The organism is Phaeodactylibacter sp. (assembly GCF_022763345.1).
GTDB lineage: Bacteria > Bacteroidota > Bacteroidia > Chitinophagales > Saprospiraceae > Phaeodactylibacter.
This window is the reverse complement of sequence record NZ_JALEGS010000015.1, coordinates 1-14,599: the sequence shown is the minus strand read 5'-3', so window position 1 is coordinate 14,599 and position 14,599 is coordinate 1. Positions and strand designations below refer to the sequence as shown.

Genomic DNA, 14,599 nt, shown 5'->3' with positions numbered 1-14,599 from the left:
CTAGGTATTAATGGGTGGGGTTAGGGAATGGGGTAAGCTGCAGTTGCTTGTTCAAGGTTGGCCAGTCTGATTTGGTATTGCAGCCGGGCAATGGATTGTTGCAGAGCTGCTGTAGTCATCTGATTGCGGGACTGTTGGAATTCCAGGAGGTTAGCCTGCCCCTGCTCGTACTTTTTGCGTACCAGCCGGAACCCTTGATCGGCGGCGGTATAGGCGGCCTCAGCCTGTTTGATCTGCTCCTGGGCAGCTTCCATTTCGTAGTAGGCCTTAAGCACCTGAAGCTGAATTTGCTGCTCGGCTGCTGCTCGTTCTTGCTCGACCTGAAGTTGTGCGATGGTAGCCTGCTGCACACGCGTATTGGTTTTTGCGTCAAACAGAGGCACATTCATCACCACGGAGCCCAGGAAGAACTGAGCGCCGTCGTCTACTACATACCGGGTGCCCTGTATGCCATAGTCGGCCTGTAGGTTGATGGAAGGCAGGCGTGCGCCCTTGGCCATTTGGATTTCCTGGTCCCGGGCAGCTTCGTAGTACGCCAGTTGCCGGAATTCCTCTCTTTGGCTCAGGGCCTGAGCGGTAGCCTGTTCCAGGGCATCGGTATAGGCGGTGTTGGCGGGTGTCTCCGCCGAGCTATCGATGGCGGTGTCAAGAGGGCGGTTGAGCAGGGTATTGAAGAAACCACGGGCTACCTTTTCCAGGGTTTGGGCTTCTACAAGTTGCTGTTCTACGCTGCTAAGCTCGGCTTGAGCTTGGAAAACAGCATCCCTGGTGACTTTGTGGTGGGTTTCGAGGCTTTGAGTAGTTCGCAGGTTCTCCTGCAGGATATCCCTGGCTTGTTCAACGATTTGGGTGCCTTGCCTGGCCTGCAAATAGGAATAGTAGGCTACCTTTACCTCTTTGACCAGCGTCCGCTTATAGGCTTCCACGGATAAGCGGCTGGCGGCCTCCAGGTTCTCGTGTATGCGTTGATTCTTCAGAATGGCTTGGTTGTAGAGCGGCATTTGCAGGCGTACCACGGTTTCCTGTTCGGTAGGGCGCAGGAAATTCTCTTCCACATTGCTGATAGCTGGATATTCCGGAATAGTCGGGTAGTCGGGCGTAGCCGAGGCCGCCACTTCATTCAGGGCATTGAGGTTGGAATAAATGGGATTGACCAGGTCACCAACGGGAATGATGAAAGCACGTCCGCCATAAGCTACCGAATAACGGGCATTTACCGAAAGGGTAGGGAGAAGTTGCTGCCGGGCGAGTTTGAGGTCAGCTTTTGCTGCTTCTAAAGTGAGCTTTTGTTGCTGTACTCCAATGTTTTGCTGGAGTGCTTGTGAGATGTAGGTGTCAAGTGGGGATTGAGCCTTTCCGGCAAGTAACGCTCCCAGCAAGAGCAGAAAAATGATTTGAAGTTTCATCGTAGTTGGTTATCAGAACAATAGAGTAGCAAGGTAGGAGGTTTCCTGTATGGATGCGACCCTGTGGGAACGAATCGTCGATTTTCGGCAATGAATAGTCAGGAATCGGCAATGAAAGGCCCGTGTGAACAAATGACAGGGTGGATTGTGATACCTATCACAGGTTGACCACTTCAAATTCTACTATCTTGGGCGACAAGAACGACTTTTACCTATGTTATCGAAAAAATCTAAGTACGCTATTAACGCCTTGCTGTATGTTTCGCGACATCGCAACGAAGAAAGGCCTATACTGGCTTCGGAAATAGCAGAAGGCGAAAACATCCCACACAAATTTCTGGAAGCCATCCTCCTTGATCTGAAAAATGCCGGTTTTCTGCGTAGCAAGCGTGGCCGAAAGGGCGGCTACTTTCTCAAAGTACCACCGGAGGAGATCAGCCTGGCGCGGGTGATGCGCTTATTTGACGGGCCGATTGCGATGCTGCCCTGTGTTTCTCTCAACTACTATGAGCGTTGCGAGGAGTGTAAAGATGAGACAACCTGTGGTATACGGGCAGTCTTCCTGACCATCCGTGATCAAACCCTGAAGACGCTGGAGGACAATAGCATGGCCGCAATAATGGAAAGGGAAGAAGCGCTACGAAAAGAACAGTCTTAAAAACCATTTTTCCCTACCTTTGCTTCAAAATCAGAAACATGAAGAATATTCTCGCTACTGCACTTTTTGGCGCACTGTTCCTGTTGGCTCAGCCAATGCTTGCACAGGATGCGCTTCTGGACAAGCTGGCAGATGCCGCCTGCGCATGCATTTCCAAAAAAGATACGGATGCCATGTCCAATGATGACCTTCAGATGCAGCTTGGCTTTTGTATTATGGAAGCGGTGGGTGCGAATCAGGCTGCCTTCGAAAAGGAGTATGGCCAACTTGACCCCAGCGATCAGGCAGCAATGACCAAACTTGGGGAGCAAATCGGTATGAAAATGGCTTTCAAATGCCCCAACGTCATCATGAAACTGGCGGGACAGCAACCTCCACAAGGTATGAATGCTGCACCGGCTGCCCAGGCAACAGGAACGGTTTCGGGCTCCTTTGAAGGGATTTCTGGTGACGATATTGCCACTATTACTATCAAAGAGGCGAATGGGCGTACTCAAAAGCTGCTTTGGATGAGCTACTTCAAGGGCAGTGATGCACTCATTCAAAATCCCGGTAGCCTCAAAGGTAAAACCGTGACTGTGGAATACGAAACCATTGAAGTCTATTCGCCTCAGGCTAAAGAATACTTTGACCGGAAAAAGGTGACTGGGCTGAGCGTACAGTAAAGGGCTTCTCGGAAAATAAAATACACAACTGGTTTTGTGCAACGTTGGGGCAAAAGCTTTTTGAAAGTTGTACATTTTATTTTTGCCCCACTACAAAGGTACTTTGAACCGGACTTTTGGTCATTAGAAAAGCCGTTTGGACACAAGTTCCAAACGGCTTTTATGTTATGCGGACGCCTGACAGATACAGGCTTAATCTGACCGCAATTTATCCAGTAAGGCACTAAGCTGAGCGGCTTCGGTTTCTGTAAGGGCTTCGCAAATCCGGTCCATTTCGGTGTGGAGTATATCGAGTTGGTCCAGCATGGCATAACCTTCATCGCTCAGCGATACATCCACCAGGCGCTTATCGTGAGCGCACTCTCTGCGTACCACCAGCCCCTTCTGCGCCAGGCGGTGAACCATGCGGGAAGTATCCGCCATTTTGTCCAGCAACCGCTCTCTGATTACAGAGGTGCTGATGGGCTCACCTGCGCCTCGTAATACACGCAGTACGTTGTATTGCTGCATGGTGATGCCGTGTGGCTTGATCTTGGCCCGCAGTTGGTCTACCATCCAGTTATGGGTATAAATCAGGTTGACCATCGCCCGGTGACGGTTATTTCTAAATGGTTTGGTCTGGTTGATTGCTTGTTCTATTTTCATGCTCGCCCGGTCTTGGTACTGAAGTTTGAACAACGAAGTTAAGGCTTAGGTTGCATAATCTTCTTATTTTGGGAGGAATAATCGGGATTGAGGCTATACTCGGAACGGAGAGGTTTGGGCGTAAGGCACAAACCCGACGCACGAGTATGCCGGTACGCACAGGTATGCCGACACGAAGTCATGGTTGGTCCCAAACTACTTCGTCGTCGGTATAGAAGAGCCCAACTCCCACAGGCAAAACGAAGACCAAGTTATGAATACATTAGACTATATTATCGTGGCGGTTTATGCTCTGGCTTTTCTTGGGCTGGGCTACTTTTTCAAAGATCAGAAAGACGGTAAGGACTATTTCCTGGGCGGCAAGAGCTTCGGTTGGCTGCCGTTGGGGCTGTCGATTATGGCTACACAGTTATCGGCCATCAGTTTTATCTCGGCCCCGGCTTTTGTAGGGTTGCGCGAAGGGGGCGGGCTGGAGTGGCTCAGTTTTGAGTTTGGCGTGCCTGTGGCGATGCTGTTTCTGATGGCCGTGCTTATTCCGCCTCTTTACAATGCGGGTATCGTTAGCATTTACGAGTATTTGGAGCGCCGGTTTAGTGCATCTACGCGTTTGTTGCTGAGTGCCGTCTTTCTCATCAGCCGGGCCTTTGCGACCGGGGTGATGGTCTATGCAGTTTCCATTATTCTGGAAAGTGTGCTGGGGGTGTCCTTTTTCACCACGCTTGGCATCATTGGGGTCATCACCCTAATTTATTCTTTGCAGGGCGGAATGAAAGCAGTCGTCTACGGCGATATGATTCAGATGATCATCCTGTTTTTGGGGATTTTGCTGTGCATGGGCTTTGCGCTTGCAGAAATTGGAGGCTGGGAAGCCTTTACTGCGCAGCTTGACCGCGACCGTTTGGATGCGGTGGATTTTTCCGGATGGGGCTTTCAGAAAGGGGAGGAGTTTGGCTTTTGGCCCATGCTTTTGGGCGGCTTTTTCCTGTATGTGTCCTACTACGGCACGGATCAGTCGCAGGCGCAGCGTACGCTTTCTGCCCGGGATATGGGTGTGGTGCGGAAAACGCTGCTGTTCAACGGGCTCATCCGCTTTCCCGTGACCCTTACCTACTGCATTATGGGATTGATTATTGGCACACTGGTCGCTACGACCCCTGCTTTTCAGGCCGCGGTTCCGGCGGATAAGCCGGACATGATGATCCCGGTGTTTATCCGGGACTACTTGCCGAACGGGGTGATTGGACTGCTCATTGTGGCCATTTTATCTGCTGCCATGTCTTCACTGAGTTCCGCCATCAACTCCCTGTCGGCTGTGACGGTGGAGGACTTCATTGCCCGTGGCAAGACGCTGAAGGATGGGGATTACATGCGCTATTCCCGCTACACCGCTTTTGCCTGGGGGCTGGTATGCATTGTACTCGCTGCCTACGCTGGTGAAATTGCGGACACCGTCATTGAGGCCATCAATAAAATCGGTTCGGTGTTTTACGGCCCCATTCTTGCGACTTTCCTGCTGGCTATCATGACGCGGCGCACGCACGCGCTTGGCGCAAATATTGGCCTGGCGACCGGTGTTCTGGTCAATATCTACCTCTGGCTCTACGTACCGGAAGTATTCTGGTTTTGGTGGAATGCAATTGGTGCCGCACTGACGCTGACCGTTGGCTACGGGGCAAGCCGCCTGCTGCCCGGCCGGGCTAAGGAAGTGGTCATCGACTTTAAGATGGACTGGAACCGCCTGTTGGGCTGGGAGGCTGCACTTCTGGTGGGCTTTCTGGTACTGATTATTGGCATCAGCATGAGCCTGAAGTATGTGTTCTAGCTGGCATCCTTATCTGTCCTCAGGATCGCCAGAATTCAATTTCAAACCGTCCCCCGGTTCCGCGTCCGCCAAACCGAAAGGATCAGCCGGAAGGGCAGGAGTACGGAACTGATGATGCTCATGACGCCAAACAGCAGCAGTTCGCTTCGGATGTAGACCAGCAGGTTTTGCTGTTCGGTGTAGGCGAGTTTGCCGATGATGGCTTCCGGGCCCTCCTCGTCGAGGTAGGTTTGGAAGTAGTTGAGGTTTTGTACCAGATAAAAAATCAGCGGGATACACAGGAACACGACCACCACTTTCAGGCTTTGGCGCTTGGCCAGAAAGGTATGCCTGAGCAGGAACAGATAGCGTGTCATGGTGATGGCCACGATGACGTAGACGATATTCACGAAAGTGAAGGGGAAGCCGGGTACAGAGGTCAGGATGGGGAGCATCACGGCGGCCGTTGCCAATAGGGTGAAAAGCCAGAAGTAGAGTTCGAGTTGTACTTTTTGTGTCATGTGCGTTGTGGTTCGGCAATGAAACGCAAAAGTACACTTTGAGTTGAAAGTAAGATATGGATGGAGGAGAAAATGCGGAGGGGCTTCACGCAAAGATCGCGGAGGGGCTTCACGCAAAGATCGCAGAGGGAGGCACGCGAAGTCCGCAGAGGGAGGCACGCAAAGACCGCGGAGGGAGGTACGCGAAGTCCGTAAAGGTTAGGGTGGTATTGGTACTTAGCGACCTTTGCGTGAACCTCTGCGGACGCTGCGTGAACCCCTAAGACAGCGTTTATAAAACAAAACAGCCCCGGCGCAAAATTCATGCGCCGGGGCTAAGATCTTATGTATGCCTCAGGCAAATCTTATCGGATAACGACCTTTTGGGTGGTCATTTTACTGCCCGCCTGCACTTTGATGAAGTACATACCGGCAGGCAACTGGGCAACATTAACAGGGACGAGCTGGTAAAAACCGCCCATTTCCACTTGCTGCTCCTGCATCACGCGGCCGTCCATCGCTACGAGCGTGATCAGGGCCTCTTCCGCACCTGTCACATCGATGGCTACGTTCAGCAGGTCGTTGGCAGGGTTAGGGAAGACCTTTACAGCGCCCTCTGGCAATGCTTCTTCCACACTGCTTGATAATGCGGATTCCACGATGGTCCCCTCTTCAGGGGCAATGGCGCAGGCCATGTCGCCTTCGTTTGACATGACGCAAGCTTCGCCGTTGTAGCTGATCATGTCCATGATTTCTACATTATCCACAAACCAGCCTGGGTTCGTGCCGGTCGTCGGTACACCTCCTTCGTTAGAGCCAAAACGGAAGCGGAAGTTGATGTCTTGCCCGGCGTAGTCGCTGAGGTCGATATAAGTATCAATCCAGCCCTGAGAATCACCAGAGAAGGCCTCCAGGAATGGAATAACGAGTGTCTGATAATCCAGTGTTGAATTGTAGCCGTTGCGGATCAGGCGCTCAGGGATACGCTGCCAGGTAAAGCCGCCATCGGTGGAGATTTCAACCACGCCACCGTCGAAACCTATAACGGTATTGAACTTGTGGAAGAAACGCAGTACAGGGTTCTCACCTGTTACCGTTACCGGCTCCTGCAGGAAAATCACCTGATCGTTCACAAACTCGGTATTTTCGATGAACCAGCTTTTCTCACCTTCGTAGGCATCCAGTTCAGAAATTTCCCAAACGTTGAAGCCCTCGGGGTCAAGGTTCAGGAAGAACCAGTTTTCATCGTCGTTCTCCATACCGTCGAAGTACTGTGTGGTGGAGAAGATTTCCTCGTCGGAAGCCAGTTTGTAGGAGATGGTAACGACCTCACCGTTGGACATATCGCCCACCTCAAGCGTGACGGCACTGCCGGTAGCAGTAGCGTCAGCACCTTCCGCAGAACCAGGGATGAAGGAGAGGCCTGTGGGGATTTCATCTTCCACCATTACGCCAGTCACGGTTTCTCCCTTATGGTTGGTAAGCGTCATAGTTACCTCGATTTCTTCCCCGGCTTCGATAAGCGGCGTCACAGACTTGGTGATCTTCAGTTCGCGGATACACTCCGGGCGGGGCTCGAAGTCTTCCACATTGTCATTTCGGTTATTGGAATCTTCCTGTGTCATGAAATAGCCCATGCCCCGGCGGGCGAAGACTTCCCAGATCAGGCACTCGTGAATGCCATCGTAGTTGAGTACGTCAGCTGCGAAAATGGCATCGCGGCCATCCTCAAAGCCCGGGCTGCACGCCTGAAGCTTCATGCCGTCCATGACGAGTTGGATCGCCATGTTGTTGCCGCCTGTTCCGTTGATGGGATCAGGGTCCCAGCCGTATTCTTCCACAAAAGCCCAGTAGAGGTCCCAGGTAACCACTGCCCAAACTTCACCAAGGGGGTGAGGAGCTGTGGTGCCTTTGACATCATCGTAGGTTTGGTTGTTCACAGAAAAGTCGGTAGAGTAGCGCTGCCGGCGGATACCGGAGCCGTTGGTTTCCTGCTTCAGTGCGAAGGTGCCGATACCTCGAGGCATATCGCCGGTTTCGCCGGGCTGTACAGAAGTGATAAGGGCGAAGTAATCGCTCCAGCCTTCTCCCATTTGCTCGTCGTTGCCCAGGCAGCCAGCGGCAGAAGGGCCACCGGTCAGGCGGTTGGAAATTCCATGGCCGTACTCATGCGCCACGATGCCGTTGTCCAGGTCACCGTCTACAAACTCAGGGCCGCTGTCGTCAGGCACCTGGAAAGTTACATTCAGGCCCTGTCCGGCAAATTCGCGGATAGCCTGGCAATCTGCATTGCCCAGAGAAACCACGGGAATAGTGACTTGTCCGCCTACGGCGCCCGGGTCCATTCCGTTTGCCACATTCTCAAAATTACAAATAATTACACCAATAGCCCCAGCCTCCTGTGCATTCAATGACTTCAGGCCAAACTCGCAGCCACCCCGGTCAATGATAGCAATTTTGCCTTCCATAGCTTCCACGTTTTCCAGTGGATTACATGCAAGGCTGCCTTCCGATGTGCCATCGTCCGCTATGATAACATCACCAACTACTGGATTTTCGGTAATAGGGGCTCCGAAATTGGCTTCTCTTACCTCGTAAGAACCAGCCACCGGCTGAGGGCTATTGACACTAAAGATACTGCCCCCGCCCTGCCAGAGGTACATCTGCATAGTGCCATTACCTCCATCGGGTGGGGTAGCGAAGTTCGCGTTGTTCACTCCTCCACCGTCCTGAGCGTGTGCATTGACATAGTCGCTGCCCTGTCCGCCCCGGCCATAGTTGTTTTGCTGGAAATTGCCCGCCTGCTCATCAAAGCCGTAGGCGTAGACAATATCGTGGATCATGTTGTTGGTATAGAACAATTGCGTTACCGCAGCTTCCTGATAGGTCTCCGGCTCCGCATTCAGGTCGATAGGGAAGTCGAACACCAGGTTTTCTCCTCCGTCCGGCTCATCGCCCTGTGGCTGATTGGAGTTGTCAAGGTCAAGGTAGGCGTGGACGTTGTTGCCGCGGGTGATGGTGTACTCTGGCCCTGCCTCACCGTTGGTATCGTGCCAGCCAAAGGGAGAGGCCAGGGTGTCAGCGGGGTTTTCCACCAGTACACGTGGCCCGTGGATGGGGCTCTCAGCGGGTAGGGCGAATACGTTGTATACGGCGTTATCGCTTTGTACCATATTCTGCTGCTCGAGCGCCTGACGAATAGGCAAGCCCGGCTTGTCTGCCGCCTGCGTGTGCTCGCAGTTGTGGCTGTGGGCATGCGTTCCATTGGGCGCATCAAAATTACAGCTTACATTCCAGTTGATGCGGTCCAGTTCCTCGCCAGTGATGGCATCCACACGGAGGCTCCAGTAGTCGTGGGTAGTGGGCATATCAATGGCCAGGTCCCAGGCGAGGCGGGCGCTGCCATCCTCCATCATTTGGTAGACCAGCTCTACCTTGATATCCGAATCAGAAATGCTGCCACCGGAGAAGGTGTAGACATGGCCATCCTGCGCAATCTGATGCTCCCGCCCGTCCATGATCAGGCCAAGGTCAGTCGCTGCCGCCTCAATCGCCTGATAGGCAGTAAGGCTGGGAGCCGTGGTATTGACCTTTTCTGCCAGATTGGGCGTGAAACGGTTGGTTGAGAAAACCACTTTGCCTTCCTGTACGTGCACACCGTTGATGGCGTTGTACACTTCAATGCCCTCGTGGCGCTGATTGAAGTAAAAGTGGGTGGTACCGTTGTGGCGGCTGTATACCTGATCGCGGAGCACTACGTCCTTGGTATCTCCGTCGGCCAGGCCCCAGGCTTCGCGCTTTTGCTCCAGATGGCGGAGCGCGATATCCAGGGGTGTTTGCTGTTGTGCCCAGCCGGTAGCGGCTATCAATAGCGCTGCCAGCACGGCACTAAACCGGGTAAAAGTCCTCTTCATACTTTGCTAATATTATGGTTGAATAGAAAATAAGCGTTCTTTCGTCAGGAGGTTTTCGGGATTGAGCAGCTAATTTAGGCAAATTATGGTGGGGAAAAAGGGGGCAGCCGGGAAGTTTATATGTACTGGGCGACAAATATGCAGCCTATGATTTGGTGAACGGCAGTTGCCGGAGGCAGGCATTTAAACCTGCTCTCCCAACCAGGCCAGGGCGGCTGCTTTGGTTTTGTCTTCCTTGGCCAGCTCTTTTTGGGCCAGCAGGTGCAGTGCCCGGCGTGGATGCTCAGCAGACAGGGCTTCCTGTACCGGGAGTTCCGCCCTTACGGCCTCAATCGCTTCAGGTCCAGGAGGCGCAGGAAGGGAAGCCAGCATGCCCAGGTTGTTGCCAGTAAGGACGGTACTGTTGCGGATGCCTTCCGGCAGCGCATCAAATCCAATGCCCGGTACGTTGAAGGGCTGAAAGATTTTGTGGATGGCCTCTCCGCTTGCCCGTACATAGAAGGCACGGCCCATACGGCCCATGAGGTCGATTTTATGCGGATTGATCTTGCCGTCTTCGTCCAGTACCTGCTCATGGATATGCATTCTCACCACTTCACATATAATAAGGTGTCCGGCACCGCCTGATTCACCGAGCGGGATGATTTCCCTGACCTTGCATTCCAGTTGTGCGGGAGATTCCTCGACGCGCATCGGCTTGACAAGGTCGGCCGGCACAGGGGTCAGCCCTGCTTTTTTGAACTCGCTCACTTCGCTGGGGTAGTCGATGCTCGTCAGCGCCATTTGCCGTACGATATTGTAGTTGACGACGTTGATGACAACTTCCCGGGTCTGCATGATGTTGTGCAAAGTGTCTTTGGTGCTGTTGTCAGAAACCCGCCGGTTGGAGGAGAAGACCACGATAGGCGGATTGGAACTGAAGCAATTGAAAAAGCTGTACGGAGCCAGGTTGTGGTGGCCATGTTCATCCACGGTGCTGGCGAATGCGATAGGGCGTGGCGCAACAGCACCCAGCAGATATTGGTGCAAGTCTTTGGTGGGGGTTGAGGCAGGGTCGATTACCTTCATAGGTTGTTCAGCTTGTGGTTTTGGTTAGAAACAGATATACGCATATGAAGTGGCCTGCTCCGATGTTGCAAGTCACTTCCCAGCGTAAATGCTGACATTGAGTAGGGTTGCTGTGGCAAACCACTTAATCGTCAGTATAGACTATGTTTGGAGCGGGTTCGTCATGAAAATCAAGGAATTGTGGTTCTGGCTAAATCTTTTTTAGCGCGTTTGGCGGGTCAAATAAGCTAAAAAAGATGACGCCAGGTTCATAAGTCCTTGGTTTGCAATAGGAGTAAGCTCCAAACATAGTCTATAGTCCGCTCACTGCTTTCAGCAAAGAAATGCCAAAGTACGGAAAACGGTTGTTTTTTATCATATGTTATTCAGGGATATCATCTTGTCATAAAAAATCTCATCTGGAAAATGCCAAAAATAACCTTTGGAAAAGTACTCAACGTACTTATTGTAGGAGTGATATTGCTCATCATCGGGCGGTACTTTTACATGAAGCCCCGGTTTATCAACGGAGAGCAGGTGCCGGTCATTCAGGCACAACTGAAAAACGGGCAGGCCTTTGATTTGGCTGACTTAAGAGGGCAGTACGTACTCCTGGATTTCTGGGGCAGTTGGTGCGGCCCCTGCCGTAAAGAAAACCCTGAGCTGGTGGAGCTGAACAAGGACTTTGGTTCCGGGGCGTTTAAAGACGCCGGGGGCTTTAGCATCGTGAGCATCGGGGTGGAAGACAATGCAGCACGCTGGGAAAGAGCCATTGAACAGGACGGGCTCGACTGGCCCTACCATATTATGGATACGGCTACGAGCCTGAGGTTCTTTGATGGTCAAATTGCCAACGACTTCGGCGTGAAGCAGGTGCCCACCAAATACCTGCTCAATCCACAGGGGCAGATCATCTCCGTCAATCCCTCTGTAGCGGAAGTCCGGGAGCGCCTCCGTGCTCAAATGGCTAACTGACATATTGTCGCAGAAACAGAGCTGGCAAAATAATTGCGGGCATTAGCCCGGAGGTTATACCTTTGCAAACGCAAAAAATCAAACCATGAGTGAACATAAAGAGCATCAGGAAGACGTAAAAGACCAGGAAGAAGCAGCAGCACAGGAAGAAGCAGCAGCACAGGAAACCAACGAAACTGCTGAGGAAAAGACTGCTCAGAGCACTAATGAGGAACTGAGCCCCGAAGATCAGCTCAGCGCAAAAGATAAGCAATTGGAAGAACTAAAGGACAAGCACCTGCGTCTGATGGCGGAGTTTGAGAACTTCAAGCGGCGCTCCATCCGCGAGAAGATGGATATGATGAAGAACGCTGCAAAAGACACAATGACAGCTCTTCTGCCAGTTTTGGACGATTTTGACAGGGCTCGCAAAGCTGCGGACGAGAATGACAAAGGGGACTTGTTTGCCGAAGGCATCGGGCTGGTGTACAAAAAACTCTACAATACCCTGGAGCAGAAAGGGCTTAAGCCTATGGAGACCAACGGTGAGGACTTCGACCCGGAGTTGCATGAAGCACTAACGGAGGTGCCTGCGCCTTCAGAAGAGCAGAAAGGTAAAATCATCGACACCGTTGAAAAAGGGTATTGGCTCAACGATAAGATCATCCGTCACGCAAAGGTGGTGGTAGGAAAATAATATAGCGTCAGGCTAACAAGACATTATGGCAAAACGAGATTATTACGAGGTTCTAGGGGTTAATAAGGATGCAGACGAAGGGGTGATCAAAAAAGCCTATCGCAAACTGGCATTGAAATACCACCCTGACCGAAATCCCGACGATAAGGAGGCCGAGGAGAAGTTTAAAGAGGCGGCAGAAGCTTACGAGATTCTGAGCGACAGCCAGAAACGGGCACGCTATGACCGTTACGGGCACGCCGGGGTCAGTGGCAACAGCGGTGCGGGGGGCTTCAGCGGTGGCGGCATGACTATGGAAGATATCTTCCAGCAATTCGGAGATATCTTTGGCGATGGCGGCAGCCCCTTTGAGTCTTTCTTTGGCGGATCAGCTGGCCGGGGGCGCGGCCGCAGTGCCGGACAAAGAGGCAGCAACCTACGCATAAAAGTGGCCTTGACACTGGAAGAAATCTCCAGTGGAGTAACTAAAAAGATTAAGGTCAAAAAGCAGGTTACCTGCACCTCTTGTAATGGCAGTGGAGCCAAGGACAGCAGTAGCGTAAAAACCTGTACAACTTGCCGTGGGGCAGGCTACGTCCGTCAGGTGAAAAATACCTTCCTTGGGCAGATGCAGACTACTGTAACCTGCCCTACCTGCAATGGCTCTGGGCAGCAGGTAACCGCAAAGTGTGCTTCCTGCGGGGGAGACGGCCGGATGCAGGGAGAAGAAACGATGGAAATCGAAATCCCGGCAGGTGTGGAAGAGGGCATGCAGTTGTCGCTGCGGGGTAAAGGGAATGCCGGTGCCAAAGGCGGTCCTGCCGGCGACCTTTTGATCAACATAGAAGAAAAACCACATGACCACCTGCAACGGGATGGCATGAACCTGGTCCACGAATTGTACCTCAACTTTGCAGATGCTGCGCTGGGCACATCGGTAGAAGTACCAACGATTGACGGGCGGGTGAAGATAAAAGTGCCGGCTGGGACGCAGTCTGGAAAAATCTTCCGTCTGAAAGGAAAGGGACTACCCAGTGTACAGTCTTATGGCAAAGGTGACCAACTGATCCACGTAAATGTCTGGACGCCCAAAAAACTGTCTGATGAAGACCGGGAAGTACTCGAAAAAATCAGGCAGATGCCCAACTTCAACCCGCAGCCTGGTAAGTCTGAAAAAGGCTTTTTTGAGAAGATGAAAGATTACTTCAAGTAGAAAATAATGTGCCTATGCACTTTGCCTTTTCATGGTCTCAGTACGGTGTGCTGAGTGTTTTGTTGGCGGCAGGTCTGTTGTCCTTTTCCTCCTGTGGTCCTAACTATGTCTTTGATGCGAAAAAGGAAATATCGGAATCCGGATGGGCCTATGCTGATCCGGTCTCGTTTTCCTTCAACATAGAAGACACTGCAAAAATCTACCATCTCTGGCTGGAGGTAGGACATACCCCGGCCTATGCCAACCAAAACCTGTATACTCGTATTCAAACGGTCTTTCCGGATGGGAATAAACTCAGCGAAGTGGTTTCTCTGGAACTAGCTGATAAAAGTGGGCAATGGCTGGGCAAGTGCAGCGGGCAAGATTGTGTCCTAAAGGTGCCCTTGCAAATGGGTACTTACTTCAATCAGATAGGGGAGTATACTCTTGAAATGGAGCAATATATGAGAAGAGATTCTCTAAAAGAAGTCAGGGATATTAGATTTATGGTCGAAGATACTGATACAAAGAGGTAATCTTTTTTAGAAAAAAATGCAGATAAATTTTTGTATTTGTCATCTTGCTGCTACTTTTGTTCCTAAGGTTTATGTAATAAAAAACCTGTGCCGATTTCTTTTATTCAGAAAAAACACGTAGCTTAGTAGCTATAATTACTTTGGAAAGTAAAATGGTGATCGAAAACTATTCTAATTTTTCTTTTAGAACTAGTATTACTCAGGACCAGTCCTTTACTTTTCTTTTCCCTTTCATGAGATTATTGCAAAAAAACACTGAGCAACACTTAACCATCAGATGAGTGTCTGCTTTGTTGTTGTATATAGTAGTGTTTAACAACTAAAATTACCCGATACCATCATCCTGATAAAAGAGTCAGGATTACCGACGACCTAAAATTGGCCTCTGCTCCTAATTATAGTTGGAGTAAGAGTCGTAATATTTTATTCAACGACCTTTTTTTAACCTAATTTTTTTCAAACAAATCGTGATCTTATGGAAAAAACGAAGTTTACTTTCGTTTCTCCGTCGCGGCTAGCAGGCGCATTTGCGTTCGCGCTGTTGACTTTCCTGGGCCTTCCACAGGCTTTCGCACAGGATTGTCCAACACCATCGAACGTAGACG

Annotated in this window: 12 protein-coding genes; 7 read left to right on the top strand and 5 right to left on the bottom strand. The window is 51.3% G+C overall.

What is annotated here, in order from left to right; all coding sequences use genetic code 11:
- Positions 1-20 precede the first annotated feature (20 nt).
- On the bottom strand, positions 21-1,406 hold the full coding sequence (locus MRY86_RS03680) for a TolC family protein (RefSeq protein WP_293571023.1): 1,386 nt from the start codon (positions 1,404-1,406) through the stop codon (positions 21-23).
- Between the two features lie 214 nt (positions 1,407-1,620).
- Here MRY86_RS03680 and MRY86_RS03675 point away from each other — a divergent pair, with 214 nt between their 5' ends.
- Together MRY86_RS03675 and MRY86_RS03670 are read left to right on the top strand one after the other, a co-directional pair.
- Complete coding sequence (locus MRY86_RS03675; protein WP_293567828.1) at positions 1,621-2,064, top strand: Rrf2 family transcriptional regulator; 444 nt, start codon at positions 1,621-1,623, stop codon at positions 2,062-2,064.
- 38 nt (positions 2,065-2,102) lie between these two features.
- On the top strand, positions 2,103-2,729 hold the full coding sequence (locus MRY86_RS03670) for a hypothetical protein (RefSeq protein ID WP_293567830.1): 627 nt from the start codon (positions 2,103-2,105) through the stop codon (positions 2,727-2,729).
- A gap of 192 nt (positions 2,730-2,921) precedes the next feature.
- Here MRY86_RS03670 and MRY86_RS03665 read toward each other — a convergent pair whose 3' ends face one another.
- Entirely contained in the window at positions 2,922-3,374 is a 453-nt protein-coding gene (locus MRY86_RS03665; RefSeq protein WP_293567832.1) for a MarR family transcriptional regulator, read from the bottom strand.
- Between the two features lie 253 nt (positions 3,375-3,627).
- Between MRY86_RS03665 and MRY86_RS03660 the strand changes: the two genes are divergently transcribed.
- Complete coding sequence (locus MRY86_RS03660) at positions 3,628-5,196, top strand: sodium:solute symporter (protein ID WP_293567834.1); 1,569 nt, start codon at positions 3,628-3,630, stop codon at positions 5,194-5,196.
- Positions 5,197-5,237: 41 nt separating this feature from the next.
- Here MRY86_RS03660 and MRY86_RS03655 read toward each other — a convergent pair whose 3' ends face one another.
- The 3 genes from MRY86_RS03655 to MRY86_RS03645 form a co-directional block, all read right to left on the bottom strand.
- Positions 5,238-5,696 (bottom strand): hypothetical protein, encoded by a 459-nt coding sequence (locus tag MRY86_RS03655; RefSeq protein WP_293567836.1) that lies wholly within the window; start codon positions 5,694-5,696, stop codon positions 5,238-5,240.
- Between the two features lie 344 nt (positions 5,697-6,040).
- Positions 6,041-9,589 (bottom strand): T9SS-dependent M36 family metallopeptidase, encoded by a 3,549-nt coding sequence (locus MRY86_RS03650; protein ID WP_293567838.1) that lies wholly within the window; start codon positions 9,587-9,589, stop codon positions 6,041-6,043.
- A 183-nt stretch (positions 9,590-9,772) separates the two neighbouring features.
- On the bottom strand, positions 9,773-10,657 hold the full coding sequence (locus MRY86_RS03645) for a flavin reductase family protein (protein WP_044145987.1): 885 nt from the start codon (positions 10,655-10,657) through the stop codon (positions 9,773-9,775).
- Positions 10,658-11,062: 405 nt separating this feature from the next.
- Between MRY86_RS03645 and MRY86_RS03640 the strand changes: the two genes are divergently transcribed.
- The 4 genes from MRY86_RS03640 (at position 11,063) to MRY86_RS03625 (ending at position 13,994) form a co-directional block, all read left to right on the top strand.
- Positions 11,063-11,611, top strand: coding sequence for a TlpA disulfide reductase family protein (locus tag MRY86_RS03640; protein ID WP_293567841.1), 549 nt, complete (start codon positions 11,063-11,065; stop codon positions 11,609-11,611).
- A gap of 85 nt (positions 11,612-11,696) precedes the next feature.
- Positions 11,697-12,287: a nucleotide exchange factor GrpE gene (locus MRY86_RS03635; RefSeq protein ID WP_293567843.1), complete on the top strand. Its 591-nt coding sequence runs from the start codon at positions 11,697-11,699 to the stop codon at positions 12,285-12,287.
- 25 nt (positions 12,288-12,312) lie between these two features.
- Positions 12,313-13,479 (top strand): molecular chaperone DnaJ, encoded by a 1,167-nt coding sequence (gene dnaJ, locus MRY86_RS03630; protein WP_293567845.1) that lies wholly within the window; start codon positions 12,313-12,315, stop codon positions 13,477-13,479.
- 14 nt (positions 13,480-13,493) lie between these two features.
- Positions 13,494-13,994, top strand: coding sequence for a gliding motility lipoprotein GldH (locus MRY86_RS03625; RefSeq protein WP_293567847.1), 501 nt, complete (start codon positions 13,494-13,496; stop codon positions 13,992-13,994).
- Positions 13,995-14,599: the final 605 nt, after the last annotated feature.

Excerpts from the sequence above, each read along its gene's own strand:
- MRY86_RS03680 (WP_293571023.1), bottom strand. The coding sequence starts at position 1,406 with ATGAAACTTCAAATCATTTTTCTGCTCTTGCTGGGAGCGTTACTTGCC.
- MRY86_RS03675 (WP_293567828.1), top strand. The coding sequence starts at position 1,621 with ATGTTATCGAAAAAATCTAAGTACGCTATTAACGCCTTGCTGTATGTT.
- MRY86_RS03670 (WP_293567830.1), top strand. The coding sequence starts at position 2,103 with ATGAAGAATATTCTCGCTACTGCACTTTTTGGCGCACTGTTCCTGTTG.
- MRY86_RS03665 (WP_293567832.1), bottom strand. The coding sequence starts at position 3,374 with ATGAAAATAGAACAAGCAATCAACCAGACCAAACCATTTAGAAATAAC.
- MRY86_RS03660 (WP_293567834.1), top strand. The coding sequence starts at position 3,628 with ATGAATACATTAGACTATATTATCGTGGCGGTTTATGCTCTGGCTTTT.
- MRY86_RS03655 (WP_293567836.1), bottom strand. The coding sequence starts at position 5,696 with ATGACACAAAAAGTACAACTCGAACTCTACTTCTGGCTTTTCACCCTA.
- MRY86_RS03650 (WP_293567838.1), bottom strand. The coding sequence starts at position 9,589 with ATGAAGAGGACTTTTACCCGGTTTAGTGCCGTGCTGGCAGCGCTATTG.
- MRY86_RS03645 (WP_044145987.1), bottom strand. The coding sequence starts at position 10,657 with ATGAAGGTAATCGACCCTGCCTCAACCCCCACCAAAGACTTGCACCAA.
- MRY86_RS03640 (WP_293567841.1), top strand. The coding sequence starts at position 11,063 with ATGCCAAAAATAACCTTTGGAAAAGTACTCAACGTACTTATTGTAGGA.
- MRY86_RS03635 (WP_293567843.1), top strand. The coding sequence starts at position 11,697 with ATGAGTGAACATAAAGAGCATCAGGAAGACGTAAAAGACCAGGAAGAA.
- dnaJ (WP_293567845.1), top strand. The coding sequence starts at position 12,313 with ATGGCAAAACGAGATTATTACGAGGTTCTAGGGGTTAATAAGGATGCA.
- MRY86_RS03625 (WP_293567847.1), top strand. The coding sequence starts at position 13,494 with ATGCACTTTGCCTTTTCATGGTCTCAGTACGGTGTGCTGAGTGTTTTG.